The 26303-nt window shown below is 67.7% G+C and carries 28 protein-coding genes; 11 read left to right on the plus strand and 17 right to left on the minus strand.

Annotation, left to right across the window (positions count from 1 at the left end; translation table 11 throughout):
- Positions 1-18: 18 nt before the first annotated feature.
- On the minus strand, positions 19-285 hold the full coding sequence (locus tag ACT3SZ_RS00635) for a phosphopantetheine-binding protein (protein ID WP_444615901.1): 267 nt from the start codon (positions 283-285) through the stop codon (positions 19-21).
- A gap of 130 nt (positions 286-415) precedes the next feature.
- Here ACT3SZ_RS00635 and ACT3SZ_RS00640 point away from each other — a divergent pair, with 130 nt between their 5' ends.
- Together ACT3SZ_RS00640 and ACT3SZ_RS00645 are read left to right on the plus strand one after the other, a co-directional pair.
- Positions 416-7180, plus strand: coding sequence for a condensation domain-containing protein (locus ACT3SZ_RS00640; protein ID WP_444615902.1), 6765 nt, complete (start codon positions 416-418; stop codon positions 7178-7180).
- Positions 7177-8790 (plus strand): (2,3-dihydroxybenzoyl)adenylate synthase, encoded by a 1614-nt coding sequence (locus ACT3SZ_RS00645; RefSeq protein ID WP_444615903.1) that lies wholly within the window; start codon positions 7177-7179, stop codon positions 8788-8790. The genes ACT3SZ_RS00640 and ACT3SZ_RS00645 overlap by 4 nt, the downstream gene beginning before the upstream one ends.
- Positions 8791-9013: 223 nt before the next feature.
- On the opposite strand, the gene rpsQ is transcribed toward ACT3SZ_RS00645, so the two are convergent.
- The 11 genes from rpsQ to rpsJ are packed head-to-tail and all read right to left on the minus strand — an operon-like array spanning position 9014 to position 14213.
- Positions 9014-9295, minus strand: a complete 282-nt coding sequence (rpsQ, locus tag ACT3SZ_RS00650) for a 30S ribosomal protein S17 (RefSeq protein WP_444615904.1) — start codon at positions 9293-9295, stop codon at positions 9014-9016.
- The gene (rpmC, locus tag ACT3SZ_RS00655; protein ID WP_441582747.1) at positions 9295-9528 is read right to left on the minus strand and encodes a 50S ribosomal protein L29; all 234 of its coding nucleotides are present in this window, start codon (positions 9526-9528) and stop codon (positions 9295-9297) included. The genes rpsQ and rpmC overlap by 1 nt, the downstream gene beginning before the upstream one ends.
- A complete protein-coding gene (rplP, locus tag ACT3SZ_RS00660) occupies positions 9528-9944 on the minus strand; it encodes a 50S ribosomal protein L16 (protein ID WP_441582748.1) in 417 nt (138 codons plus the stop codon). Before rplP ends, rpmC begins: the two co-directional genes overlap by 1 nt.
- 3 nt (positions 9945-9947) lie before the next feature.
- Positions 9948-10691 carry a 30S ribosomal protein S3 gene (gene rpsC, locus ACT3SZ_RS00665; protein ID WP_038546290.1) on the minus strand — a complete coding sequence of 248 codons (744 nt, stop codon included), beginning with the start codon at positions 10689-10691 and terminating at the stop codon, positions 9948-9950.
- The gene (gene rplV / locus ACT3SZ_RS00670; protein WP_038546287.1) at positions 10691-11056 is read right to left on the minus strand and encodes a 50S ribosomal protein L22; all 366 of its coding nucleotides are present in this window, start codon (positions 11054-11056) and stop codon (positions 10691-10693) included. Before rplV ends, rpsC begins: the two co-directional genes overlap by 1 nt.
- A gap of 2 nt (positions 11057-11058) precedes the next feature.
- Positions 11059-11337 carry a 30S ribosomal protein S19 gene (gene rpsS / locus ACT3SZ_RS00675; RefSeq protein ID WP_301520879.1) on the minus strand — a complete coding sequence of 93 codons (279 nt, stop codon included), beginning with the start codon at positions 11335-11337 and terminating at the stop codon, positions 11059-11061.
- A gap of 15 nt (positions 11338-11352) precedes the next feature.
- The gene (gene rplB / locus ACT3SZ_RS00680) at positions 11353-12195 is read right to left on the minus strand and encodes a 50S ribosomal protein L2 (RefSeq protein ID WP_444614781.1); all 843 of its coding nucleotides are present in this window, start codon (positions 12193-12195) and stop codon (positions 11353-11355) included.
- A 38-nt stretch (positions 12196-12233) separates the two neighbouring features.
- Complete coding sequence (gene rplW / locus ACT3SZ_RS00685; protein WP_444614782.1) at positions 12234-12539, minus strand: 50S ribosomal protein L23; 306 nt, start codon at positions 12537-12539, stop codon at positions 12234-12236.
- Complete coding sequence (gene rplD, locus ACT3SZ_RS00690; RefSeq protein ID WP_441583040.1) at positions 12536-13201, minus strand: 50S ribosomal protein L4; 666 nt, start codon at positions 13199-13201, stop codon at positions 12536-12538. Before rplD ends, rplW begins: the two co-directional genes overlap by 4 nt.
- On the minus strand, positions 13198-13854 hold the full coding sequence (gene rplC, locus ACT3SZ_RS00695; RefSeq protein ID WP_441583039.1) for a 50S ribosomal protein L3: 657 nt from the start codon (positions 13852-13854) through the stop codon (positions 13198-13200). The genes rplD and rplC overlap by 4 nt, the downstream gene beginning before the upstream one ends.
- A gap of 53 nt (positions 13855-13907) precedes the next feature.
- Positions 13908-14213, minus strand: coding sequence for a 30S ribosomal protein S10 (rpsJ, locus tag ACT3SZ_RS00700; protein ID WP_010120790.1), 306 nt, complete (start codon positions 14211-14213; stop codon positions 13908-13910).
- A gap of 739 nt (positions 14214-14952) precedes the next feature.
- Between rpsJ and ACT3SZ_RS00705 the strand changes: the two genes are divergently transcribed.
- The 9 genes from ACT3SZ_RS00705 (at position 14953) to ACT3SZ_RS00745 (ending at position 21778) form a co-directional block, all read left to right on the plus strand.
- Entirely contained in the window at positions 14953-15438 is a 486-nt protein-coding gene (locus ACT3SZ_RS00705; RefSeq protein WP_444615906.1) for an Asp23/Gls24 family envelope stress response protein, read from the plus strand.
- 39 nt (positions 15439-15477) lie between these two features.
- A complete protein-coding gene (locus ACT3SZ_RS00710) occupies positions 15478-15942 on the plus strand; it encodes a hypothetical protein (RefSeq protein ID WP_444615907.1) in 465 nt (154 codons plus the stop codon).
- Positions 15943-15949: 7 nt separating this feature from the next.
- A complete protein-coding gene (locus ACT3SZ_RS00715) occupies positions 15950-16138 on the plus strand; it encodes a hypothetical protein (RefSeq protein ID WP_444615909.1) in 189 nt (62 codons plus the stop codon).
- Positions 16139-16144: 6 nt separating this feature from the next.
- Positions 16145-17266, plus strand: a complete 1122-nt coding sequence (locus ACT3SZ_RS00720; RefSeq protein ID WP_444615911.1) for an Asp23/Gls24 family envelope stress response protein — start codon at positions 16145-16147, stop codon at positions 17264-17266.
- Positions 17263-17946 carry a hypothetical protein gene (locus ACT3SZ_RS00725; RefSeq protein ID WP_444615912.1) on the plus strand — a complete coding sequence of 228 codons (684 nt, stop codon included), beginning with the start codon at positions 17263-17265 and terminating at the stop codon, positions 17944-17946. The genes ACT3SZ_RS00720 and ACT3SZ_RS00725 overlap by 4 nt, the downstream gene beginning before the upstream one ends.
- The gene (locus ACT3SZ_RS00730) at positions 17943-18506 is read left to right on the plus strand and encodes a hypothetical protein (protein ID WP_444615914.1); all 564 of its coding nucleotides are present in this window, start codon (positions 17943-17945) and stop codon (positions 18504-18506) included. Before ACT3SZ_RS00725 ends, ACT3SZ_RS00730 begins: the two co-directional genes overlap by 4 nt.
- Before the next feature lie 186 nt (positions 18507-18692).
- On the plus strand, positions 18693-19787 hold the full coding sequence (locus ACT3SZ_RS00735; RefSeq protein WP_444615916.1) for a FecCD family ABC transporter permease: 1095 nt from the start codon (positions 18693-18695) through the stop codon (positions 19785-19787).
- The gene (locus ACT3SZ_RS00740) at positions 19784-20899 is read left to right on the plus strand and encodes a FecCD family ABC transporter permease (RefSeq protein WP_444615917.1); all 1116 of its coding nucleotides are present in this window, start codon (positions 19784-19786) and stop codon (positions 20897-20899) included. Before ACT3SZ_RS00735 ends, ACT3SZ_RS00740 begins: the two co-directional genes overlap by 4 nt.
- Before the next feature lie 12 nt (positions 20900-20911).
- The gene (locus tag ACT3SZ_RS00745) at positions 20912-21778 is read left to right on the plus strand and encodes an ABC transporter ATP-binding protein (RefSeq protein ID WP_444615918.1); all 867 of its coding nucleotides are present in this window, start codon (positions 20912-20914) and stop codon (positions 21776-21778) included.
- Here the strand turns inward: ACT3SZ_RS00745 and ACT3SZ_RS00750 are convergent.
- From ACT3SZ_RS00750 to ACT3SZ_RS00770, 5 genes are read right to left on the minus strand one after another with little or no spacing between them, the layout of a single operon-like run.
- A complete protein-coding gene (locus ACT3SZ_RS00750) occupies positions 21759-22223 on the minus strand; it encodes a pyrimidine dimer DNA glycosylase/endonuclease V (protein WP_444615920.1) in 465 nt (154 codons plus the stop codon). The genes ACT3SZ_RS00745 and ACT3SZ_RS00750 overlap by 20 nt on opposite strands.
- Positions 22224-22248: 25 nt before the next feature.
- Complete coding sequence (locus ACT3SZ_RS00755; RefSeq protein ID WP_444615921.1) at positions 22249-23295, minus strand: ABC transporter substrate-binding protein; 1047 nt, start codon at positions 23293-23295, stop codon at positions 22249-22251.
- Positions 23296-23347: 52 nt separating this feature from the next.
- Complete coding sequence (locus tag ACT3SZ_RS00760) at positions 23348-24529, minus strand: isochorismate synthase (protein ID WP_444615922.1); 1182 nt, start codon at positions 24527-24529, stop codon at positions 23348-23350.
- Positions 24507-25337 carry an SDR family oxidoreductase gene (locus ACT3SZ_RS00765; RefSeq protein WP_444615924.1) on the minus strand — a complete coding sequence of 277 codons (831 nt, stop codon included), beginning with the start codon at positions 25335-25337 and terminating at the stop codon, positions 24507-24509. Before ACT3SZ_RS00765 ends, ACT3SZ_RS00760 begins: the two co-directional genes overlap by 23 nt.
- Positions 25252-25920: an isochorismatase family protein gene (locus ACT3SZ_RS00770; protein ID WP_444615925.1), complete on the minus strand. Its 669-nt coding sequence runs from the start codon at positions 25918-25920 to the stop codon at positions 25252-25254. Before ACT3SZ_RS00770 ends, ACT3SZ_RS00765 begins: the two co-directional genes overlap by 86 nt.
- Positions 25921-26303 lie beyond the last annotated feature (383 nt).

Genomic DNA, 26303 nt, shown 5'->3' on the forward strand with positions numbered 1-26303 from the left:
AGCTGGTCTAGACCTGCCCTAGACCTGGTCGGTGAGCAGTTCGCGCCAGGCGTCCACCGAGCTGTCCTCGGCGAGGTCGGCGAAGTCGGCCTCGAACCCTTCCCGGCGCAAGAAGGTCACGATCTCCACCAGACGCACCGAGTCCAGCCCCTGATCCATGAGCTCCTCGTCGGTGTCGATCTGGGACACCTCGATGTTCAGCAGTTCCGCCACACGGGCGAGCAGGCGGCCCATCGTCGCCTCAACCTTGTCCTCAACCCGGTCGTCGACCTTGTCTTCAGCCATCCTGCACCTCGTGATTCTTCGTCGTTCGTTTTGGGAGTTCGCCGTCACCGCTTCGGTGACGCGCAGACTCTACCACCGCCCCGTGAAGTGAAGTAAGCCTCTCCAACTTCCTATCCTGAAAGGACCACCGGTGCCCCACCCGTCGTCCCCCGGTTCCATCCCTGGCTCCGCTGCCAACTCCGCCGCCGGCCTCCTCCCGCTCACCGCCGCGCAGCACGGGATCTGGAACGCCCAGCAGCTCGACCCCACCTCCCCCTACTACGTGGTCGGCGAGGTGCTGGAACTGAGACCAGAAGCTGATGCCGGACGCATCGACACCAGCCTCCTCGCCGAGGCCGTCCGGCTCACCGTCGACGAGGCCGAGACCCTGCGGCTGCGCTTCACCGACACCGATGATGACCCCCGCCAGTATGTCGACGACACCGCCGCGGTGATGCCCGAAATCTTGGACCTCTCCGACGCCCCGGACCCCCGACTCACCGCCACCGCGGTGATCGACGCGGAGAAGACCGCCTGCGCGGAACGCTGGCGCACCATGACCGAGGGGCCGCTGTTCCGCTATCTCATCCTCGACCTCGGAGAAACAGGAGAAACAGGAGAAACAGGCGAGACCAGCACCAATGAGGTGTGGTGCATACAGCTGTACCACCACATCATCGTCGACGGCTACAGTGCCGCCCTGCTGACCAGGCGCACCGCCGCCCACTACACCGCACTGGCCGGAGGACGTCCCGCCCGACGCACCAAGTTCGCCCCGATCGCCGAGGTCGTCGCCGCCGACACCGCCTACCGGGCCGGCGAGGACTACCGCGCCGACCGCGACTTCTGGGCCGACACCATGACGCCCACCCCTGCCACCGCCGGACGCGAGGACCTCGTCCACGGTGCCGGCACCGCCAGCATCACCACCACCCTGCGTCTGCCGGCGTCCGAGGTCGAGACGCTGAAGGCCCGCGCCGAGGACCTCGGCCTGGCCTGGTCCGACCTGGTCACCGCCGCCTACGCCGCCTGGCTGCGCAAACTCGGCCACGCCTCCGCTGCACCCAAGAGCAGCTGCGAGGCACTCATCGCGATGCCGCTGATGGCGCGCACCTCCGGACCGCTGCGTCGGACCCCGGCGATGCTGGTCAATATGCTCCCGCTGCGCCTGCCGGTCGACCCGACCGGAAGCGTCACCGATCTGGCCGCGACCGTGCGCACCGGTCTGGACGCCCTGCGCACCCACCAGCGCTACCCCGGCAGCGAACTCTCCCGCGACCTCGGCAGCCCAGCGGTGCTGCACGGGGTGGGCCTGAACCTGAAGACCTTCGACTTCACCCTCGACTTCCACGGAACCACCGGCGTGCTGCGCAATGTCGCCGGCGGTCCACCGGAAGACCTGGTGCTCGTGGTCACCCCGGCCGCCGATGGCGGCGTCGACCTCGCCTTCGAGACCGACCCAGACAGCGTAAACGCCGACACCGCCCGCCAGCGTCTCGAGGACATCCGCGCGCTACTCACCGCAGAAGGCCCACTGCAGGACGTCCGGCTGCGCAGCCGCGAGTTCACCGACGCCGCCGCACGGCAGCGCGCCGGTGACCCGATGCCGGACGCCCGGAGCGTCCTGCCCCTCAACGACCTCATCGACGCCCTGGCGTCCGGTGAAGGACGCCTCGTCGACGCGCACAGCGCCCTCGACGCCGCGTCCCTCCACGGCCGTATCACCGCACTCGCCGAGGAGATCGCGCAGGTCACCGGGGATAACGGGGAGTTCGGCGTTGTCGCCGTGGACCTGCCCAAGAGCGTGGACCTGGCCGTCGCCCTGCTCGCGGTGTGGCGGGCCCACCGGGCCGTGGTCGTGCTCGACCGCGAGCATCCGCAGGCCCGGCGCGAGGCGATCCTCGCCGACTCCGGGGCCGTCGCCGTGATCGACGAGTCCGGCGTGCGTCCCACTGGCTGTGCGGCCGGCGACGTCACACCCGACCTGGCGTACCTGCTCTATACCTCCGGCACGACCGGCACACCGAAAGGTGTGCAGGTCACCCGCACCGCGGTGGAAGCGCTGCTCGCCGGGCACCGCACCGGGCTCTACCCCGACGCCTGGACGCGTGCGCGCTCGGAGCATATGCACATCGCCCACACCGCGTCCTTCTCCTTCGACGCCGCGATCGACCAGTTGTCCTGGATCTTTACCGGAGCGACCGTGCACCTCTACACCACCGATACCGTCGGTGACCCCGCCTCGATGCGCGCCGCCCTGACCAACGACAGCATCGACGTGCTCGACGCCACCCCCTCACTCGCCGGTGCCCTCATCGACTCCGGTGCGCTCGACGACGCCGAGGTCTCCACGGTCATCCTCGGCGGCGAAGCCGTACCGCAGTCACTGTGGGACCGGCTCGCCGCGCTGGCGCGCACCCGCGATTTCCAGGCGTGGAATGTCTACGGCCCCACCGAGACCACCGTGGACGCGCTGTCCGCCCGCGTCACCGACGGCCCGGTGACCATCGGACGCCCCGTGCCCGGCATGACCGCGCAGATCCTCGACACCGACGGCGAAGTCGTCCCCGACCACGAGACCGGCGAACTCTTCCTCGCCGGCCCGCAGGTCGCACTGGGCTACCGGGGCCTGCCGGAGCAGTCCGCCGCCGCCTTCGACACGGTGGACGGCGAACGACGCTACCGCACCGGTGACCTGGTGCGATGGGTGCCGGACGCCGGCGGTGCACACCACTTCCTCGGCCGCGTCGACAACCAGTTGGAGATCCGCGGCCACCGCGTAGAGCCCGGCGAGGTCGAGGCCGCCCTGTTGGCCCTGCCGCAGGTCACCGGCGCGGCCGTCGGCACCTTCGGGCAGCCCGGCGCGCTGAAACTCATCGCCCACATCACCGCCGAGGGCTCGACCACGCCCGCGTCGGTGCGTGCCGACATGGCGGCCACGGTCCCCGGCCACCTGGTGCCCACCCGGGTGCTGGTGCACGACCGGCTGCCGCTGACCGTCGGCGGCAAGGTCGACCGGCGCGCCCTTCAGGACGCCGCCGGCGCCGATACTGCTGAAGGCGCGGGGACGCCGGGGCGTCCTGCCTGTACCGACGCCGAGCATCTCCTCGTCGAGGTCGTTGCCGAGACGCTCGACGTCCCCGATACCAGCATCGACCTCGACCGGGACTTCATCAGCCTCGGCGGCGACAGCATCGGCGCGCTCACCGTCGCCGGACAGCTGCGGCAACGCGGCCTGGTAGTCCAGGCGAAGGACCTGCTCGGCGGGGTCGAACTGGGTGATATCGGAGCTGGTGCTGGACGCGTTGCAGGGCCGGCCGGAGCACTTTCGGGCCGAAGCGTCCGGCAGGAGTCTCGAAGCGACAGCACGACGACCGAAGCCGGCCTACGCTATGACACCGGCGCCGTACCCACCGGGCTAGTCACCGGAACCCGAGCGGTTCTATTCGGGCACCTCGACGTCGCACACCTGCCGGCCACCGAACTCGCCGACCGACTGCGCACTGCGGTCGCCACGATGATGACCACCCACGGCGCGCTGCGCGCCGTGCTCGACACGTCCATCGCCGGGGCACCGCGCTTCATCGTGCCGCGCGTGGCCCAGGTGCCCGCCGAGGCAGTCATCGCCCCGGCGGGCCTTGACGGTGAGCAACTCGCCGAGTCGGTATCACCAGCCTCCGGGGTTGTGTGGCGGATCGCCCCACCAGCCGGCGGCGGGACTTCGCTGCGGATCGCCGTCGACGCTGCAGTGATCGACCAGGCATCTGTCGGCGTCCTACTGGGCGACCTCGCCGCCGCGCTATCCGGACGTGCGCTCGCCGCGCCGACGAGCTCGTGGCGCGCCGCAGCGGTCGCCCCGGACCTGAAGAGTCCCGTGACTCCTGTGAGCCCGGTGACCTGCCACCGCACCACCCTGTCGGACGCCCCGGGCGTCTTCGACCGGCTCGCCGAGTCTTACCGGGCACGGCCGTTGGACGTGGCCGTCGCCGCGGCGCTGCTGGCCACCGGTGGGCCCGTCGACGTGCTGAGCCGTGCGTCCGATGAGACGTCCGACACCACCGGGGTGATCGGGGCGCTGAGCACCGTGCGTCGCGTCCCCGCCCTGCCTGCCCTGCCCGACCACGAGCAGGCAACACCACGGTCAGCGCTGCTGCATGCCAAAGAACACCGCGGCGACACAGCATCGACAGTTCCCGCCGCCATCACCGTGACCTGCGGAGACACCCACATGATTCCGGTCGGACACAGTGCGCATGCACCGCTGCTGATCGTCGGCGACACCGACACCGTGCTCGCCGGAGACGCCGAGCTGGCCGACCGGGCGTCCCGCGCCTTCACCGACCTGGCCATCCACGCCCGCACGTCCGACGGCGGTGCGTCCCCCAGCGACCTCACCCTCGCGAGGCATGGCGGGGTCAGCCAGGACACGATCGACGGGTGGGAACAGGAGCATGGCCCGCTGTCGGACGTCCGGCCGCTTTCCACGCTGCAGGAGGGGCTGCTCTACCACGCCGTCAACGGCGGTGATGGCTACGTGCTCGCCGCCGGCGTCGACCTGCGCGGCACGGTCGACCCCGAGCGTCTGCACCGCGCCTTCGCTGGCGTACTGCACCGTCACGACCAGCTGCGCGCCCGGTTCGACACCAGCACCCACCACAGCCCGGTACAGGTCGTCCCGCGTGGTGTCGATCTGCCCTGGCGCACCGTTGACCTGCGCGGGTTCGCCCGCGAGGACGCGCTGCGCGCCGCCGATGACCTGCTGGCCACCACCGCGCACCGCCGGGTGGACACCGCCCGCGGGCCGCTGGTGACCGCGACGCTGGTCCTGCTGCCGGATGGCGCGGACGGCTCCCCCACCGCGCGCCTCGTGCTGGGCAACCACCACCTGCTCACCGACGGGTGGTCAACCCCGGTGATGCTGCGCGACCTGCTGGCGATCTACCACGACGAGCCACTCCCACGCGCCGCGTCCTACGCCACCTACCTCGACTGGCTCGCCGGTCAGGACCCGCGCGACGCCGACGACGCCTGGCGCGCCCACCTCGACGGCCTCGACCGCGGCACCCTCGTGCGCGAGCTGGCCCCCGCGCCCGGGACCAGCGCCGCGGCTCCGCGCGAGCAGGTGCAGGAGATCGCCGGAGCGTCCGACGCATTCACTGAGAACTTCACCGGCACGGCCCGGCAGGCCGGCGTGACACCCAATACGCTGCTGCAGGCAGCCTGGTCCCTCACCTTGGCGGCGCTGTCCGGACGCGACGACGTGGTCTTCGGCACGACCGTATCCGGCCGACCGGCCGAACTCGACGGTATCGAGCACACCGTCGGCTTGTTCATCAACACCCTGCCCGCACGCGTCGCGCTTCATCGGACGGACCGGCTCGGCGCGCTGCTCACCAGCCTCGGCCGCGGTCAGGCCGAGATGACCGCCCACGCCTCGACCCCGCTGGTACACATCGAACAACTCGCCGGCGTGGGCTCGTTGTTCGACACCTTGGTGGTCTACGACAACTTCCCGGCATTGCAGGACGCGCCGGACGCTCAGGGCGCGCCGGACGCTCAGGACCGGGTGACCGTCGCCGCGGTGCACGCCGACGGGATGACGGATTTCCCGTTGTCGCTGGTGGTGCCGCCCGGTGACGTCCCGCGTGTGGTGCTCGCGCACCGCGCGGATCTGGTCGACGAGGCCTTCGTCGAGCAGGCAGCGCAGACGCTTCGGACGGTGTTGGGCATGCTGACCGACGGCGCGCAGCACACCGTGGGCGAGGTGCTCGACGCCCTGCCCGCCGCCTGGGTCGCGCGTACCACCGGCCCGTCCGTCGCGGCCGAGACCGAGCACGACGCCGAGGCGTCCGGCGTGTCTAGCGCGTCCGGTGCGTCCGGTGCGTCCGGTGCTGCAGACTCTGCCATCGCCGAGACAGCGGCCACGCTCATGGCCGACCTGCTGGGAGTGGACACCGTGGACGTCCACGACAACTTCTTCGACATCGGCGGACACTCCCTGCTGGCCATGCGGCTGCTCGGGCGTCTGCGTCGCGACGGCACCGGCGCGCTGGCGACGGTGACCATCCAGGACATCGTGGAAACCGGCTCGCCGGCGGCGCTGGCCGCACGGCTTGCCGGGACGTCCGACTCAGACGACGCCGCAGCGTCCAACGTCCTGTCCCTGACGACTGGCAATGGTGACCCATTGTTCTGCGTGCACCCCGCCGGCGGATCGGCGCTGCCCTTCCGCGGTCTGGCCACCAGGCTGGCCAGCCACGACGTCCCGGTGACCGGGCTGCACCTACCCGACCCGCACCCCGAGGTCGCGGACATCGCCGCACTCGCCGCCGGCTACGTCGACACGGTGCAGTCGGTCCAGGCCCACGGGCCGTACCGGGTGCTGGGCTACTCCTTCGGCGGGGTCGTCGCCCAGGCAATGGTCGCCGAACTGCTGCGCCGCGGCGAGGAGGTCGTCTACCTCGGTGTGCTCGACGCCTACCCGTCCGGCGCGGGACCGGCCTTGCCCGACGCCCCCGCAGCGTCCAACTACAGCGACGACCAACTGCGCGCGCTGACGGGGAGCGGCATCGAGAGCAACCTCGCGACCGACGACACCGCCACCCTGCTGGCCAACCTCACCTACTGCGACCGGCTGCTGCGCACGGCCGCCCCGGTTGACCTGGGCGAATTCACCGGGACGACGCAGGTCATCGTCGCCACGCGGGCCGACGAACTACTGGCCGAGGGCCGGCCCGACATCGTCTGGGACCCCGCGCCCGCCTGGCGCGACGCGCTAGCCCACGAGCCGGACGTCCTGCCCCTAGACACCACCCACGCCGGACTCGTCACCGACGACGGATGGGACGCCATCGCCCCCGCCATCGCTGCCGCGCTTACTGCCGATCAGACCGTCGAAAAGGAGACACTGGTATGAACGACACCCTCGCCAACGGCTTCACCGCCGAGGCCGCAGCCCACTACCGCGCACTCGGTGCGTGGACCGGCGACACCCACTGGGCCCTCTTCCGCCGCACCGTAGAGGCCCGACCGGACGCCATCGCCGCCGTCGACGCCACACGGTCACTGACCTGGTCCGAACTGGACGACGGCGTAGCCCGCGCCGCCAGCGTGCTCGCCGCCGCCGGCGTCGGCCACGGCGATGGAGTGGTCGTCCAGCTACCCAATAGCGTGGCCTACCTGGAGACCATCTTCGCGCTGTGGCGCCTGGGCGCCGTCCCCGTCTTCGCCCTGCCGGCCCACGGATCCTCCGAAGTCCGCCACTTCGCCACCCACGCCCCCGCCAACCACTACGTGGGCACGTCGCGTCCCAACAAGCACCTCACCCGCGTGCAGGACGACCTGGCCCGACCGCTCGACGACGGACGCACCGTCGTCACCGTGCTCGTCGACGAGCGCGCCGCGGAGCCTTGGATTGCTGCGGAGGACGCTACGGAGGACGCTGCGAGCGCCGCCCCGCTGACGCCGGCGTCCCCGGAAGCCCTGGCGTTCCTGCAGCTCTCCGGCGGGACCACCGGCGTACCCAAGCAGATCCCGCGCACCCACGACGACTACCTCTACTCCGTGCGCGCGTCCATCGACGTCTGCGACCTGCGCGGCGGCGACGTCCTGCTCGTCGCCCTGCCCGCATCGCACAACTTCACCATGAGTTCCCCCGGCATCCTCGGGGCCGTACAGGTCGGCGCGACCATCATCTTCGCCGACGGTCCCCTGCCCACCGAAGTGCTGCCCCTGATCGAACGTCACCACGTGACCCACCTGGCGCTCGTGCCCCCGGCACTGATCAGCTTGCTCAACTACCCGGATCGCGCCAATCACGACATCACTAGTGTGCGCACCGTCTGGGTCGGCGGGGCGAAACTCTCCGAGGCCGCCGCACGGCGGGTGCGCCCCGAGCTCGGCTGGAACCTCCAGCAGGTCTTCGGCATGGCCGAGGGGCTGGTCAACTACACCCCGCTGGACGCCGACATCGAAGAGATCGTGGCGACCCAGGGCCGTCCGATGAGTCCGTACGACGAGATCCTCGTCGTCGACGACGAGGACCGGGAGGTGCCCGCCGGCACGCCCGGCAACCTGCTGACCCGCGGGCCGTACACGATCCGCCAGTATCACCGTGCCCCCGAGGTCAACGCCCGTTCCTTCACCGAAGAGGGCTACTACCGCACCGGCGACATCGTGGTCTTCGTCGATGGCACACTGACCGTGGTCGGGCGCGCCAAGGACCAGATCAACCGCGGAGGCGAGAAAATTGCCCCGGAGGCCGTCGAGAATGTCCTGCTCACCCACCCCGGTGTGCACGACGTCTCGGTCGTCGGAGTGCCGGACGAGGTGCTCGGCGAGAAGATCCGGGCGCTGGTGATCCCCCGCTCGGACGCCACGGAGCCGCTGAAGGCCGGTGCACTCAAGAGGTACGTGCGGGAACAAGGGTTGGCGAGCTTCGCGGTGCCGGATGTCATCGACGTGGTCGACGAGTTCCCCGTCACCGGTGTGGGCAAGGTGAGTAAGAAGGCCCAGCAGGTTGGGTAGGCATCTTCTGGCACGGTAGAACCCTTCGCGCTGGAGCAGAACCCCGCGCCGCGTGCCCGATTCGTTCCTCACTCGGCACGAGAAGCCCCGATCCTGTACGCGACGCGGGGTCGGGCGAAAACCGAACGCACCAGCCCCCGCACGCACGAAACCCCCGCCACCCGGAGTGATCCGGGGTGCGGGGGTTTAACGCGTCAAGAAGAGGGTGATCCCTGGGAGGGGACTACTTGGCCTTCTCGACGATCTCCAGGAGACGGAAGTGCTTGTCCTTGGACAGCGGCCGGGTCTCCTCGATGCGGACGAGGTCGCCGATGCCGGCGTTCTCGTTCTCATCATGCGCCTTCACCTTGGAGTTCGCGCGCATGATCTTGCCGTAAAGGGCGTGCTTCTTACGATCCTCGAGCTCGACCACGATGGTCTTGCTCATCTTGTCGGATACGACGTATCCGGTGCGGACCTTACGTGCGCCCTTGGTGTTCTCGTTGCTCACAGTAGCCTCGCTCATTATGCGTCCTCACCACCGGGGACGGTGGACAGGCCGAGCTCGCGCTCGCGCAGGACGGTGTAGATCCGGGCGATGTCGCGCTTCACGGTGCCCAGTCGACGGTTGTTGGACAGCTGACCGGTGGCGGACTGGAAGCGCAGGTTGAACAGCTCTTCCTTCGCCTCCGTGAGACGGGTGGTCAGTTCTTCATTGTTGAGCTCGCGGAATTCGTGAGCCGGGGTTCCGGTAGCCATCAGAACTGATCCTCCTTCTTCACGATGCGCACCTTGCAGGGCAGCTTGTTGCCGGCACGACGGAGCGCCTCGAGGGCGATCTCCTCGTTGGGGTAATCCATCTCGAAGAGAATGCGGCCGGGCTTGACGTTTGCCACCCACTTCTCCACGGGGCCCTTACCGGAACCCATACGCACGCCGAGCGGCTTCTGGGTCAGGGGACGGTCCGGGAAGATGTTGATCCACACCTTGCCACCACGCTTGACGTGGCGGTTGATGGCGATACGGGCAGCTTCGATCTGACGGTTGGTGATGTAGGTCGGCTCCAGGGCCTGCAGGCCGTATTCGCCGAACGTCACCCGGTTACCGCCCTTGGACACACCGGAACGGTGCGGACGGTGCTGGCGACGGTACTTCGTGCGCTTGGGGATAAGCACGGGTTAACCCTCCTGCTTCTGCTCTGCGCGCTGGCGCCGGGCACCACCGCGGCGCGGACGCTCGCGGTTGTTGCGGCGCGGACGCTCGTCGCGTGCGTTCTGCAGGGACTCCCGGCGACCGCCGACGACGTCACCCTTGTAGATCCACACCTTGACGCCGATGCGTCCGAAGGTGGTGTGGGCCTCGTAGGTGCCGTAGTCGATCTCGGCGCGCAGGGTGTGCAGCGGAACGCGACCTTCGTGGTAACGCTCGGTGCGGCCCATCTCGGCGCCGCCGAGACGACCCGAGCACACGACCTTGATTCCCTTGACCTCGGGCTGACGCATCGCGGACTGGATAGCCTTGCGCATCGCGCGGCGGAATGCCACGCGGTTGCTCAGCTGCTCGGCGATGGACTGAGCCACCAGCTGAGCGTTCGCGTCGATGTTCTTGACCTCGAGGATGTTGAGCTGCACCTGCTTGCCGGTGAGCTTCTCCAGCTGACCGCGGATGCGGTCGGCCTCGGAGCCGCGGCGGCCGATGACGATGCCCGGACGAGCGGTGTGGATGTCCACACGGACCCGGTCGCGGGTGCGCTCGATGACGACGTCGGCGATGCCGGCGCGGTCGAGGCCCTTCGACAGGAACTCGCGGATCTTGATGTCCTCGGCGAGGTAGTCAGCGTACTGCTTGTCGGCGTACCAGCGGGAGCGCCACTCGGAAGTGATACCCAGCCGGAGGCCGTGGGGTTGGATCTTCTGGCCCACTACTGAGCACTTCCCTTCTGGCTCTCGACAACCACGGTGATGTGGCTGGTGCGCTTGCGGATCTGGAAGGCCCGACCCTGAGCGCGCGGCTGGAACCGCTTGAGCGTCGGACCCTCGTCGGCGAAAGCCTCGGAGACGACGAGCGTACGGGGATCCAGGCCGAAGTTGTTCTCGGCGTTGGCCGCGGCGGAAGCAACAACCTTGGCGATCGGCTCGGAAGCCGACTGCGGCGCGAAGCGCAGCAGTGCCAGGGCGTCTTCCACGGACTTGCCGCGGATGGTGTCGATGACGCGGCGTGCCTTCATCGGGGTGACCCGAACGAACTTGGCGGTTGCGCGTGCGTTGTTGACAGCGGTGTCAGACATATCTATCGCCGACCCTTCTTGTCATCCTTGATGTGACCCTTGAAGGTCTTGGTCGGGGCGAACTCGCCCAGCTTGTGACCAACCATCGAATCATCGACGAACACCGGGACGTGCTTCCGACCGTCGTGGACGGCGAAAGTGTGACCGATGAAATCGGGAAGGATGGTCGACCGACGGGACCAGGTCTTGATGACCTTCTTGGTACCGGCGTCGTTCTGAACGTCCACCTTCGCGAGGAGGTGTTCGTCGACGAACGGGCCCTTCTTGAGGCTGCGTGGCATTCTCAACTACCTCCTTTAGCGCTTCTTGTTCTTGTTGCTGCGGCGACGGCGGACGATCAGCTTGTCGCTCGGACGATTGGGCTTGCGGGTACGGCCCTCAGGCTGGCCCCACGGGGAGACCGGGTGGCGACCACCGGAGGTCTTACCCTCACCACCACCGTGCGGGTGGTCGACCGGGTTCATCACGACACCACGGACGGTCGGGCGGACGCCCTTCCAGCGCATACGGCCGGCCTTGCCCCACCGGATGTTGATCTGGTCGACGTTGCCGACCTGACCGACGGTGGCGCGGCAACGGATGTCGACGCGACGGATCTCGGAGGACGGCATACGCAGGATGGCGTACTTGCCTTCCTTACCCAGCAGCTGCACCGAGGCACCGGCGGAGCGGGCCATCTTGGCACCGCCACCGGGCTTGAGCTCCACAGCGTGGATGGTCGTACCGGTGGGGATGTTGCGCAGGGGCAGGTTGTTGCCGGCCTTGATGTCGGCCGTCGAACCGGACTCGATCACGGTGCCCTGCGTCAGACCACGGGGAGCGATGATGTACCGCTTCTCGCCGTCGGCGTAGTTCAGCAGCGCGATGTTTGCGGTGCGGTTCGGGTCGTACTCGATGTGCGCGACCTTGGCGGTGATGCCGTCCTTGTCATTACGACGGAAGTCGATGACACGGTAGCGACGCTTGTGGCCGCCACCCTTGTGACGGGTGGTGATGTGGCCGTGGACGTTGCGGCCGCCGGTCTTCGACAGCGGGCGCAGCAGAGACTTCTCCGGGGTCGAACGAGTGATCTCGTCGAATTCGGAAACGGAGCTCTGGCGGCGACCCGGCGTAGTCGGCTTGTACTTGCGAATAGCCATACTTCTGCTCTCTCTTTACCTGTCGGTGTGCACGGCCGCTACGCGGTCGCACCACCGAAGATGTCGATGGGATCGCTGCCGGCGACCAGGGTCACCATGGCGCGCTTGGTGGCCTTGCGCTGACCGTAACCGGTGCGGGAGCGCTTCCGCTTGCCCGCGCGGTTCAGGGTGTTGACGCTGGCGACCTTCACACCGAAGATCTGCTCGACGGCAATCTTGATCTGGGTCTTGTTGGAGTCCGGGTTCACCAGGAACGTGTAGACGTTCTGCTCCATGAGTCCGTAGGACTTCTCGGAGACGACGGGTGCGACGATGATGTCCCGGGGGTCGGCGATGGTGCTCACTTTGCCTCCTCCTTGGCGGCGGCCTTGGCGGTGTCAGCCACGGCGATGAAGCCGTTGAGCGCCTCGACGGAGAACACGATGTCGTCTGCGTTCAGCACGTCGTAGGTGTTGAGCTGATCGAAGGCCAGGGTGTGGACGTTCGGCAGGTTGTTGGCCGACTTCCACGCCGTGACGTCCTCGCGGCCGAGAACGACCAGGACGGACTTCCGGTCGGTGAGACGCTCGATGAACGTCCGCGCGGCCTTGGTCGACGGGGTCTGGCCAGCGACGAGCTCGTCCACCAGGTGGATGCGCTCGTTGCGGACGCGGTCGGTGAGGGCACCGCGCAGGGCGGCAGCCTTCATCTTCTTGGGGGTCCGCTGGTCGTAGTCACGCGGCTGCGGGCCGTGGACCGTGCCACCACCGGTGTAGTGCGGGGCGCGGATCGAACCCTGACGGGCGCGACCGGTTCCCTTCTGGCGGAAGGGCTTACGGCCACCGCCGCGAACCTCGCCGCGGGTCTTGGTGGCGTGGGTGCCCTGGCGCTTCGCGGCCAGCTGGGCCACGACGACCTGGTGCATCAGCGGAACGGACGGCTCCACGTCGAAGATGGACGCGGGCAGCTCGACCGAGCCATTGGTGGCACCGTCGGCGGTCTGGACGTTAAGAGTCAGATTGCTCATGCGTGTGCACCGCCCTTCACTGCGGTCTTGACGGTCACGATGCCGCCGTTAACTCCGGGGATGGCACCCTTGATGAGGAGCAGGTTGGACTCGACGTCCAGCTTTGCAACCTTCAGGTTCTGCAGGGTGACGCGCTCGTTGCCCATACGGCCTGCCATCCGGGTGCCCTTGAAGACACGACCCGGGGTGGCGCAGGCGCCGATGCCACCGACGCGGCGGTGAGCGGCCTGGTTACCGTGGGAGGCGCCCTGACCGGCGAAGCCGTGACGCTTCATAGCGCCGGCGTAGCCCTTGCCCTTGGAGGTGCCGGTGACGTCAACGAAGGTGACGTCGCCGAACAGTTCTGCGGTGATGTCCTGGCCGACCTCGTAGGAGGACGCGTCGTCGACGCGGATCTCCGTGGAGTGGCGGCGCGGGGTCACACCGGCCTTCTTGAAGTGACCAGCCTGCGGCTTGTTGACCTTACGCGGGTCAATGTCGCCGTAAGCGATCTGGACGGCGTCGTAGCCGTCGATGTCCTTAGTGCGCACCTGGGTGACGACGCACGGCCCAGCCTCGACGACGGTGACCGGAACGACCCGGTTGTCCTCGTCGAAGATCTGAGTCATGCCGAGCTTCTTGCCCAGGATGCCCTTGATCTCGTTTTCACTCATAATTCAGTCTCCGCTGCCTCAGTTCAGACTCAAGTCCAGGTTCTCTGACGAGATCACTGGATGTTGACGTCGACGCTCGCCGGCAGATCGATGCGCATCAGGGCGTCAACGGTCTTCGGCGTCGGGTCGAGAATGTCGATCAGGCGCTTGTGGGTGCGCATCTCGAAGTGCTCGCGCGAGTCCTTGTACTTGTGCGGCGAGCGGATGACGCAGTACACGTTCTTCTCAGTGGGCAGAGGCACAGGGCCGACCACACGAGCACCGGTACGGGTGACCGTCTCGACAATCTTCTTGGCAGAAGCGTCGATTGCCTCGTGATCGTAGGCCTTGAGCCTGATGCGGATCTTCTGTCCCGCCACGCTAGTCCTCTTCCTCGTGTCCCCCTCGCCCGGAGCCCGGGTCCGAGGGAACTTCTTTTCAATGTCAACGCTGTCCGGCCGTGGGCCTGGCACAGACGCCAGTCATGATTTCGGTTGGTCTCACGGTTTCCCTGGGTGCCGTCGTGGAAAGACGATGGCAAACACGGTGACCGTCCGGTCAGCCACGAGGGTGTGCACCCTGGTGGCCGCCGAAATCTATGTGAGGAAGAGCCCCTCCAACGTGGTGGCCGGGATCTTCACTTACTGCCGCTGTTTATTTGCCATGCCCCACCTCCGGCCCCCGCGGTCGGGCGTGTCGGCCCGGTCCACCTGGGTTACCGCACGACAGTCCGACCCCGTCCGGGCAGTGCCCAGGCGAAGGTGATCCGTCGATGATGGTTCATGCTCACTTCACCATCTGCGCCGTCTCACGTCTCAGGCTTCCCCACCACCGGTTCCGATCCGGCCTGATGACGAGGTATAAAGCGAAGACGCTCAGACGCAATGTCAAAGCAACGTCCGCTATTTAACCATGCCGGAGCACTTCCTTCAAATCCCGCCTTCCCGCAGGCCCCGGTGCTCGCCGGGGGCCTCCGGGAGGGGGCGCTACACGACGAGCTGTTGCCCGGCCGTCACACCCCGCAAAAATGAGTATTCTGGGCGCCAGTACCGACACCGACGTCGGCACGCCCCGTGAGAGACACCATTTCAGACTCTTCAAGAACAGTGAGGCCACCCCATGAGTGACAACGACTCCCAGAAGAACTCCGGAAGCAGCTCGGTCCCGGCGGTGCAGGACGGCGAGAACACCGACTCGGATCTGTTCACCGACCACGGCCGGACGTCCGTCGCCGACGTCGTCGTGTCGAAGATCGCGGGCATGGCAGCCCGTGAGGTTTCCGGTGTCCACGGCCTGGGCGGCGGTGCCTCGCGCACGATCGGCGCCATCCGCGAGCGCATCCCGGGCGGTCGCGTCAACGTCCAGCAGGGCATCTCCGTGGAAGTCGGCGACCGCCAGGCCGCCGTCGACATCGCCATTGTCGCCGAGTACGGCGTTGCCATCCACGAACTGGCTGAGGCGATCCGGCGCAACATCATCCTCTCCGTCGAGGAGATGACCGGGCTGCAGGTCACCGAGGTCAATGTCGTCGTCCACGATGTCCACCTTCCCGAGGACAATGAGGAAGAGGACGCCGAGCCCGAGCAGGCCCCGCGCGTCCAGTAACCCCCATCGTCCACCGATACCGGAGATCTTGGAGCAATCATGACTAGTCCCGGAGCATCCGGACCCTATCCGGACTTCCGGAAGGATCCGGAGTACGTGCGGCTGCGTCGCCAGGTCATCCGCGAGCACCACCCGGACCGCGGTGGCACCGATGACCAACTCATCGCCGCACTGCGCGATCTCGACGCCCAGTGGGAACGACGCACCTCGCTGCGCCGGAGCGTCGAGAGCGTCAAGCTCCCCGGTTTCATTCCCGACGACGTCGCGCGCCAGGCGACCGACTTCGCCGAGCGGACGTCCGACGAAGTACTGCGGCGCACCGAGGATCTGCGCGCCCGCGGCTCCGTCATCGCCCACTCCCCGAAGACCCGACGCGTGATGCGTGCCGCCGGGAAGTTCGTCAGGGACGCCGATCGGACCGTCCGGTCCCGGCTGCCCTCCAGTTTCCCCGGTTCCCGGAGGTTCACCGAGACCGGCTCAGACGACAAGTCAGACAGAGAATGAGGACATCATGAAGTACGCGACAATCATCGGGGTGCTGCTGGGATTCCTGCTGGCCGTCGGTGCCCTGTGGCACGGCGTGGTCGGTTTCCTGGTGGTACTCGTCCTGTGCGGGGTCGGCGGCCTCGTCGGCGCCCACCTGGAGGGCCTGATCGACCTCCGCCGCGCCTTCAACACCAATGGCCGGGGACGGGGCTGATCCCCCGTGTCTACCCAGACCACACAGTCGGGCACCACATCCCTCGAGGGTGAGGTGCCGGACGCGGCGACCGCCGGCGACCTCCCGCGCAGCGAGGCCTACCGCGAGCAGCGCACGCATACATCCATTGAGTTGAAGGTCCTGGAGAAGATCGCCACGCGGGCAGCACTGTCCGTGCCCGGTGTGCTGCGCCACTCCTCCGGGATCGGCCAGTTCACCGGTCGGCGACTGCCCCGGGTTTCGGTGCAGATGGATCCTGGCGGACGCGCGGCTGTCGCCGACGTCCAGATCGCCACCGCCTGGCCCGCGCCCACCGTGGCCGTGGCCCAGGTGACCCGCGAGACCGTCGGTGAATGGATCGAGCACAGCACCGGGGTACCCGTACTGGCAGTCAATGTGGATGTCGCCGCGGTCGTGCCAGGCTCCGGCGAAGAAGAATCCAGCGACAGCTCCGGGGTCACCCTCGACGAGCTGGTGCGCGCACCTCGAACCCCCGAACTCACCCGTGTGACCACGGACCGGCTGGACGTCACCTCTCCCACCGTCGAGCGATCGGTGACCGACGTTCTCTCCCCCACCGCTTTGGAGGAGGTAGAGGTCGAGCATCCGACGGCGCCGGAGTCGGTGAACATCACCCAGGTCATCCTGAACCTGCCACCAGCACCACGGCACGTCTCCGCCCCGACCCGTAGCCCGGTGCGTCGGCCCACCACGCCGACCCCCGTACAGCTCACCCCGGTCCACCTCCCCGCGCCGCCGGAGGTCGCCCACCCGGTCACCCCGCCCACCGAACCGGTGCGTCACCCGCGTGCGCCGTACGACGCGGCCCGTCCGCGTCCGATGGAACCGGTACTTGTCGACCACGCCGACGTCGTCGTGCCCCCGCCAGCCAAGGGACTTCCCCTCCTGCGGGACGTCCCCACGCCGGCGGGACCGCGCCTGCGCGACATTCCCACCCCCCGCGGGCTAGCCACCCGGGCAGTGCCGACACCCCAAGGACTGCCGGTGACCGTCTTCCCCACCGTGCGGCGCCGTCGCACCATCCCTGTCACCGTCGACACCTCCCGCCGCTGGCGGAGAACGTCCGCGGAAGACACGTCCACATTTGACGAGAGGAGCCCGCGGTGACGACCACGCACAACGCACCACAGCATCCCGAGCACTACCGTCCGGAGCCCTCCGGCCGGTTCGCCGTCGACCTCGCCACGCTGGATGAGAGCTCCCGGAACGACGAGAAGAAGGGGAAGGACGCGTCGCGTCCTGCGCCGCCTGCGACGCCGGAACCCAAGGCCGCGCCGCACGCGCGCGGCTGGACCGTCCTGCTCGGGCTCGTCCTGATCGGTGCCACCGCTGTCATTGTCCGTGACATCCTCATCGTCACCGACACCGTCGGTGGGAGGCAGCTCCTGCCACCGGTGTTCGACTGGTTCGCCGAGGTCCACCACGAGCCCTGGATGTTCTGGGCCGGCATCGGCTGCGCCATCGTCGCTCTCATCTTCCTCATCGTCACGCTGCGACCCCGCAGTCGGACACACCTCTCCTTCGCCGACGACACGGCATTGTTCGCCCGACCCGTGGACGTGGCTCGGTTGTCCACCGCCGCCGCACGTCGGGTACCTGGGGTACTCACGGCCCGGAGCGTGGCGACCCGAAAGAAGATCTCCGTGACCGTGGAAACCGCGGTGACCCCGGACTCCGCCGGAGCCATTCGGGACAGCGTGGCCACCCAGGTCACCGAACTTGCCGAGCACCTGGTGTCGAACCCGACAGTCGACGTGAGCGTCTCGGCTGGAGGTGAGCACAAGTGAACCGTGGCAGAGCAACCTTCGACCGGCTCGTGACCTTCCTGCTGTTCCTTCTCTTCGGCGGGCTCGCCTTCTGGGCAATCGGACTGCAATTCGAGTTCGGCCCCGCCGAGGCCATCGGCGACGTCGTGGACCGTAATTTCTGGTCCGGGCTGACCGAGCAGGACAACTACACCGCCATCCTGGTCATCGCCGCCGTGGTCACCGGCCTGGTGGGCCTGTTCCTTATCGGCGTGAACATCCAGCGGCGCCGGCTCAGCCGGAGCGCCTCGCCGACGTCCGCACCCACCGGCACGATCCGCACGTCCCCGGGAGACATCGCCTCCGCCGTCGCCCAATCCTTCGAGAAGCGCGACGACGTGCGCTCGGCGTCCTACCGGGCCACCACCGACCGCAGCACCGACATCATCGAGATCCGGCTACGGATCCCCGCCGAGGCAGACGTCGCCGATCTCGGTGCCGACTGCACCCGTGCGGCCCAGGAGATCACGGCTGCCCTGCCCGGCCAGGAGATCCTCCCCCGATTCCTGCTGCAGGTAGAGCAACCTGCCCGACCCCGGTAGGAGTCCAAAGGACCTGCTCACAGACACGCTAGACCGCAGGTCAGGGGATTTTCCGTCTCTTGACAGTGAGGTTAGCCTACTGATAGTGTCCCCGGGGCAAGCGAACCCTTATACGTGGTCCGCTCCACGCCGACTACGAGAAGGAAGAACGGGGTTCCCGGCTGTCCCGGGACCGCTCACGCACTAATGACACACACCCTGGACACCTCGCAGGCCCCGCCCCCCGATGATGCCGACGAGAACGGGAAGGACAAGGCCGTAGCGTCCTCCGCGACCACCGGGTTGTACGCGAAACGGGCCATCGGGCTGGTCGTCCTGCTCGTCATCCTGTTCCTGGCCTTCATCGCCAGCCTCGCCCACGGCGCCAACCCGATCCCCTACGCCGATGTGTGGGAGGCGATCTGGAACCGCGGAGAGAACGAGGCGTCCTACATCGTGTGGGACCAACGCTTCCCCCGGACCATCATCGGCATCCTCACCGGAGCCGCCTTCGCCCTGTCCGGCGCACTCATCCAGGCGCTCACCCGAAACCCGCTGGCGGACGCCGGCATCCTCGGCGTGAACGCCGGCGCGGGCCTGGCCGTCACCGTCGGTGTCGGCATCTTCGGCATCGCCGGTATCACCCAGTACATCTGGTTCGCCTTCCTCGGCGCCGCGGCCACCACCGTGCTCGTCTACGTCATCGGCGTGGCCGGGGGCTCGCGTGGGGCGAACCCCGCGACCCTCGTTCTGGCGGGTGTGGCCCTGGCCGCCGTGTTCGGCGGTGTGACCAGCTTCCTGCAGCTCATTGACCCCGACACCTTCGAGGCCATCCGTAACTGGAACCTCGGCTCCGTGGCACGCACCTCCCTTGGCGACGCACAGGCCGTGATCCCCTTCCTGCTGCTCGGGTTCGTCCTGGCTGTGCTGGTATCCACCGACCTGAACTCCATCGCCCTGGGCGATGACCTCGCCGCCTCCCTGGGCACGAAGGTCGTCCGGGCCCGAGTCGTCACCATCCTCGCCGTCACCGTGCTCGCCGGCGGGGCCACCGCACTGACCGGTGGCATCGGCTTCGTCGGGCTGATGGTGCCCCACGTGGTGCGCTGGATCGTGGGGCCGGACCAACGCTGGATCTTCTTCTACTGTCTGCTCGGCGGGCCAATCATGGTGATGCTGGCCGACACCCTGGGCCGCGTCATCGCCCGCCCCGGTGAGATCGAGGTCGGCATTCTCACCGCCGTCATCGGTGCTCCGGTGCTCATCGCCCTGGTCCGACGGAAGAATGCGAGCGGACTGTGAAGACTCCCCTTAAGAACGCGCCGAAAGATGCCGACAGCACCATCGACTTCGGCTACGCCACCCGCACCGTACGGACCCCGTTCACCGACCACCGCTTCCACATCCGCTCGGGCGTCGTGGCCTGCCTGTTCATTGGCTCGGCCGCACTGCTCGCCCTGGTGTCCATCGGTATCGGCCAGTACCCGCTCAACCCGATGGAGGTGTTCAACGCCATCATCGGCAACGGTGAGCGCTTCCACCGCATCGTGGTGGTGGAGTGGCGTATGCCAGTGGCCATTTCCGCGGTGTTCTTCGGCGCGCTACTCGGCATCGGAGGCGCGGTCTTCCAGTCGATGACCCGCAACCCGCTGGGTTCACCGGACATCATCGGCTTCGACGCGGGCTCCTATACCGCCGTGACGCTGACCATGTTGGTCATTGGCTCCACCGCCTACTGGAACATTGCTATCGCCGCGATCATCGGCGGCGTGCTTACCGCCTTCGTGGTCTTCCTGCTGGCCAGGAGGAACAAGACGGTACAGAGCTTCCGGCTGATCATCGTGGGCATCGGCGTCTCCGCCACCCTCGGCTCGCTGAACGCCTACCTGATCACCCGCGCCGATGTGGAGGACGCCATGATGGTCGGCTTCTGGTCCGCCGGCTCGATCAACCGCGTCACCTGGCAGTCCCTGCTGCCCGTCCTGGCGATCGGCATCCTGGTCATTGTCCTGATCGCCTTGCTGGCCCCGGCGCTCAAGCAGATGGAGCTCGGGGACGACGCCGCCACCACTCAGGGCGTGAACGTGGAGCGCACCCGACTGGCCCTGATGGTCACCGGTGTCGCCACGACCGCTCTGGTCACCGCGGCAGCCGGGCCGATCGGCTTCATCGCCCTGGTCGCCCCGCAGCTCGCCCGACGCATCGCCGGCACCCCAGGCGTCACCGTGCTCGGTGCCGCCGCGGTGGGCGCCGCACTACTCACCTTCGCGCACTTCCTCTCGCTGGTGATCGCCCAGTTCTACCGCTCCATCCCCGTCGGTCTGCTGACCGTGAGCGTGGGTGGCGTGTACATGATCGGGCTGCTCGTCCGCGAAGCCCGTAAACAGTACGGCGCACCGAAACAGACCAACTAACGGGAACTTCGAATGACTGACTCACAGCACGGCCCCTCGACCCGCCTCAAGGCCGTCGACACCACCATCGGCTACGACCAGCGAATCATCTCCACCGACCTTTCGGTGGACATCCCGCATGAGTCGTTCACCGCCATCATCGGTCCCAACGGTTGCGGAAAGTCGACCCTGCTCCGCGCACTCGCCCGCGTGCTCTCCCCCACGAAGGGTGAGGTGCTGCTCGACGACAAGAAGATCTCGTCCTACGGTGCGAAGGACGTCGCCCGGCAGCTCGGCCTGCTCCCGCAGACCTCGCTGGCACCGGAGGGCATCCGCGTCGCCGACCTCGTCGCCCGCGGTCGCGCCCCCTACCAGTCGCTGTTCCACCAGTGGTCGCGTGAGGACGAGAAGGCGGTGAAGGAGGCCCTGGAGGCCACCCGCACCGATGTGCTGTCCGGCCGTCTCGTCTCCGAGTTGTCCGGCGGGCAGCGTCAGCGCGTGTGGGTAGCGATGTTGCTGGCTCAGCAAACGCCGATCATGCTGCTCGACGAGCCGACGACGTTCCTGGATATCGCCCACCAGTACGAGCTGATGGAACTGCTGCGTACCTTCCACGACGAGGGCAAGACTGTGGTCACCGTGCTCCACGACCTCAACCAAGCCTGCCGCTACGCCGGGCACCTCATCGTGATGCGCGACGGGAAGATCATCACGACCGGCGCCCCGCAGGACGTGATGACCCCGGAGCTCGTCGAGGAGGTCTTCGGACTGCGCGCCCTGGTGGTCCCCGACCCGGTGACGGGCACGCCGAATATCGTGCCCCTGGATCCGCGGGCGGAGAAGAACGTAGTCTCCGCGGTGAACCCGGAGCACGAGAACGCTACCGCCGGGGGTCGCTGACCACCTCCCAGTCCTCGACATCCCCCGCCACAACCTGCAGCAGCGGGTGGGCGGGGATCTTGTCGTCCGGGAGGCTCGCGTCCGGCAGGTTGTCCAGCCACTCTGGCGCACGCTCGGTCACCTTGCGACGCAGGTGCTCCAGTTCGTAGGCGAGCTGCCCGGTAGTGACGGTGATCGGTGGGAGGTCGTCCGGCGTCGCCGTTCCGTGGATTCGGGTGCCGTCGAAGCTATATCCCCGGGCCGTGGCCTCCTCGCGCACCGCCCACAGGTAGGCGGCGATCGCCTCCGTCGGAGCGTCCTGCGCACGAAACCGACGGAGCTGCGGGTGGGCGGTGTAGCCCTTCGTCCCGCCTTCCAGCACCTTCTGGGCCAGCAACGCCTCACGCCAGCAGGCGACGAGTGCAGCACGGTCGAGGGTCGAGGGGTGAAGGCTCCACAGTCGCATGACCGGCCAGCATACGCCTCACAGGTCAGTTGGCGGAGGCGTCCTCGACCGCGGCCTCGAGATTGTCGAGCACGTCAAAGGCATCGGTGAATCCCGCGATGGTCCCCTTGCCCAGCGGGTAGACCTCCCCCTGTCGCGAGGCCTCGAGGTCACGGAAGGCGGTCGACTCCATCAGGGTGTCCAGGGAGTCGGTCGTCGCTCCGTCGAATCCTGTCCCGTAGAAGACCACGTCCGCATCGCCGAGCACCGAACTGAGATTCTCCGCAGACATCGCCTGCTCCCAGCCGTCGGCGTCGCGGGTGGCGTCGTCGATGCCGTCAGCGAAGCGGGCACCCGCCGGCGTGATGATCTCGCCGGCCATGCTGCCGGAGCCCATCGCGGTGATCTCCTGGTCGTTGTAGGAGGCGAAGAAAGCCACCCGCCGGTCGGCCAGCTCATCACCATAGGTGTCGGCGACGTCCTCCTGACGGGCGCGCAGTTCCTCTTCGAGCTCCTCGTAGCGGTCGGTGCGATTGATCGCGTCCGCGATCTGCGCCACCCGGCCGGACCAGTTCGCCCGGTCGGGTCCGGAGTGGGTGTAGATGTAGGACGGAGCGAGCTCCCGTAGTTTCTCCACCATCTCCTCGTCCACCATATTCGGCACGAGGATCAGGTCGGGTTCCAGCGCCGCGATGGCCTCGAGGTCCGCCTGACCATCCCGGCCGATGTCCGTGACGTCCTTCATGCGCTCGAACTGCTCCTCGGTGAGCAGGGACCTCGTGGCCTCGCCGTTCTGGCCGGCGGGTTCCGTCCCCAGGTCGAGGAGTGCCTGCACGGCGGCGAAGTGCAGGGTGACGATGGTCTGCGGGTTCGCCGGGACCTCCACCTCATTGCCCTCGGAATCCGTCACCGTGCGGAATTCCCCGTCTGCCACGTCCGTGGCTGAGCCGGAGTTAGAGCCGGAGCCGTCCTCCCCGCCGGAACTGCATGCGGGCACCGCGAGAAGCAGGGCTGCGGCGAGGACGCCGGACGCCGCGCGGCGGCGGGCGTGGCTAGTGGAAGTGATGGCTGAGGGGTGCGAGAACAACGTCATGAGGGGATCATGACACAGTCGCACACTTTAGGCCAGGCTTTCCTACTTTTACCTAGACACTGACGGCGCGGCGCTGCTGGTTCTGCAGGACGCGGGCGAAGGTGGCGAACTTCGTCGCCGTCTCCTCATGCTCTTCCTCCGGCACGGAACCGGCGACGATGCCGGCCCCGGCGAAGAGCTGGGCCCTCGGTCCGTCCACCACCCCGCCGCGCAAGGACAACGCCCACTCGGCGTTGCCATTGGCGTCCACCCAACCCACCAGACCGGAGTACATACCGCGGTCAAAGTCCTCCAGCTCTCCGATGACCTCTCGGGCGGTGGCCGTGGGCCAGCCGCACACCGCAGGCGTGGGGTGCAGGTCGTACAGCATCTTCATCACCGCCGCCGGAGAACCAACCCCCGGCAACCGGCCGGTGATCCGACTGCCCAGATGCAGGATCACCGGGGTGGACACCACGCTCGGCGCCTCCGGCACCACCACGTTGTTCGCATGACGGTGGAATACCTCCCCCACCTGGTGGACCACATGACCGTGCTCGGCACGGTCCTTCGGCGAGGTCAGGAGGTTGCGGGTCAGGTCCCGATCGCGCTCGGGGTGCTGACGATCCCGCGGCACCGAACCAGCCAACGGGAAACTCGTGACCGCACCGCGCCGACTACGCAGGACGAGCTCAGGGCTCGCCCCCACCAGCGATCCCTGCGCCTCCCCGAGGGCGGCGCGGTAGATATAGGCATGCGGGTTCGACGCACCGAGATCGGCGACCAGGCGGTCGAGGTCGAAGTCCTGCTCCGCCTCCAATGATGCTGTCCTGGCGAGCACGACCTTCTTGAGCTCGTCGGCCTCGATCCGTTCCACGGCGCTGGCGACCGCGCGGCGATAGCCGGGCGAATCCGGCAGCGACAGCGGCGCCGCGGCGACGCTTGAGGACGTCGCAGCGTCCTGCGTCGGTGCGTCCTGCGCCACACCACCCACGGACCCCTCCCGCCAGGTGACTTCCTCCGGCACGTAGAGGACGGCGGGGCGTCCGGTGTCGAAGGGGATGCAGCCAACCACGGGGCCCTCGTTGCCCAGATGCACGAGCAGGGACTCGACGGCATCGGCGACGCTATCGCCGTTCCAGAGGCCGGGGTCAACGACCTGCTTCACGCCACGGGCAGACAACCGGTACTCCGGCGTGGAGAACTCGAACAACATGTCATCGGTACGCGGGTCAACGCTGGCTGGCACCACCATCAACGACCACCTCCTGGAGAGTCATGTGACGGGAACCGTCACCGGTGAGAAAGACGACGACTGAGGCGATATCGGACGGATCCGCTATACGCCCCAGCGGGATACCCGACTTGAAGATCTCCGGCTGACCGGCGACCAACGACTCTTCCGAGCCAAGACCGTCGATCATCGACGTGCGGGTGGTGCCTGGGCAGACAACGTTACACCGCACATTTCGGGGCCCCAGCTCCAGCCCAAAGGACCTGGTCACACTACTGGCGGCAGCCTTGGACGCGGCATAGGCGGCCATCCTGGAACGCGGCACGGAGCCGGCGTTCGAACCGATCGTGACGATCGAACCGCCACCGCGCTCTGCCATCCGCGGGCCGACTGCGCGGCACAGGGCGAAGACACCGAAGGCGTTGACGGCGAACTGGCGATCCCAGTCCTCGTCGCTGGCATCCGCGCCCGGCCCCCCGGCGATCACACCGGCACCATTGACGAGGGCATCGACCGGGCCAACGGAGGACCACACGTCCTCGACAATCTTTGCGACCTGGTGGGAGTCGGTGACGTCCAACCCCACGTGATGGAGATTGCCCGGCAGCGCCATGTCGACCTCGGTGATACCGGGGTCATGGGAGACGTCCGCCGCAGAGACCGTGTGACCGGCCTCTAGAAGTTGGGTCACGACGGCGCTGCCGATGCCGCCCGCCGCGCCCGTGACAAAAACATGGGACACATTAACCACGCGCCCCGACCGGTGCGGCGGGACGTGCGAACTGTGCCAATTGGCCGACGGCCGAGGCGGTATCCGTGACAAGACCACACCTCGAGGCAGCGAAGTCCAGGGTGTGCGAGTGATCCTCCGGGGTAAAGTCCGCCATCGCGTCGGCGATGAGGAAGGGCTTGACGTCTCGCATAAACGCCGACGTTGCCGTGGTCAGGCAACCGATGTGCGCGTACACACCGACGATGATGAGCTGGTCGCGGCCGTCACCGGCGAGGATCTCCTCGAAGTCCGAGCGGGAGAAGGCATCATAGCGCCACTTGGTGAGCACCGTGTCGCCGTCGCGAGGGGCGAGGTCGTTGACAATCGCCTGGCGTCCGTCGTTGGTGAGGCCGGGGCCCCAGAAGTCACCGAGCAGCCCGCGGTCAGACGGATCCTGGTTCGGCGGCTGCGCGGTGTAGAACACCGGGACGCCCGCGGCATCCGCAGCCTCCCGGAGTGCGCGGATATTCTCGATGACCGTGGCGACCATCGGCGAATCCGAGCCAAAGGCGTCGATGAAATACTCCTGCATGTCATGGATGAGCAGAGCTGCGTGAGGGGCATCCAGCTGCCAGTCTGCACGGTTGCGTGGCAGGGAATCGGCGGCGGGCAGCGGGTAAGGTGCAATCGCGGGAAGCACGATGTCCTCCTAGTGGGTGTGTGAGGGTATACCGCTATAAGCAATGGCGGCAACAGCGTACCCTACCCTTGCTTCACGCATGGCAGACCTATCTATGTCATTTGTCACAAGCGCGAAGAATGGCCCCTACTGTCCCCTACCGGACACCTGAGTAGCATCTTTGCAGCGCAACTCGGGACAATGGCGTTCACCCTTGGAGGTGGCGGTCGCGCGTTGCCAGGATATTGGCAGGTGGGTGGGGCGCAGCGGCGGGCCTAGTCTCGCGTGGAATAATCACCCTCCCAGGCAGCCTTTCGGCCTATTTGCCTACCTGGAGGGGTGATCGCGCTACATGGCTGGGGCGCCCAGTGAATTAACCACCCTTCCAAGCAGCCTTTCGGCCC

The organism is Corynebacterium sp. AOP40-9SA-29, assembly GCF_052377405.1.
Taxonomy (GTDB): Bacteria; Actinomycetota; Actinomycetes; order Mycobacteriales; family Mycobacteriaceae; genus Corynebacterium.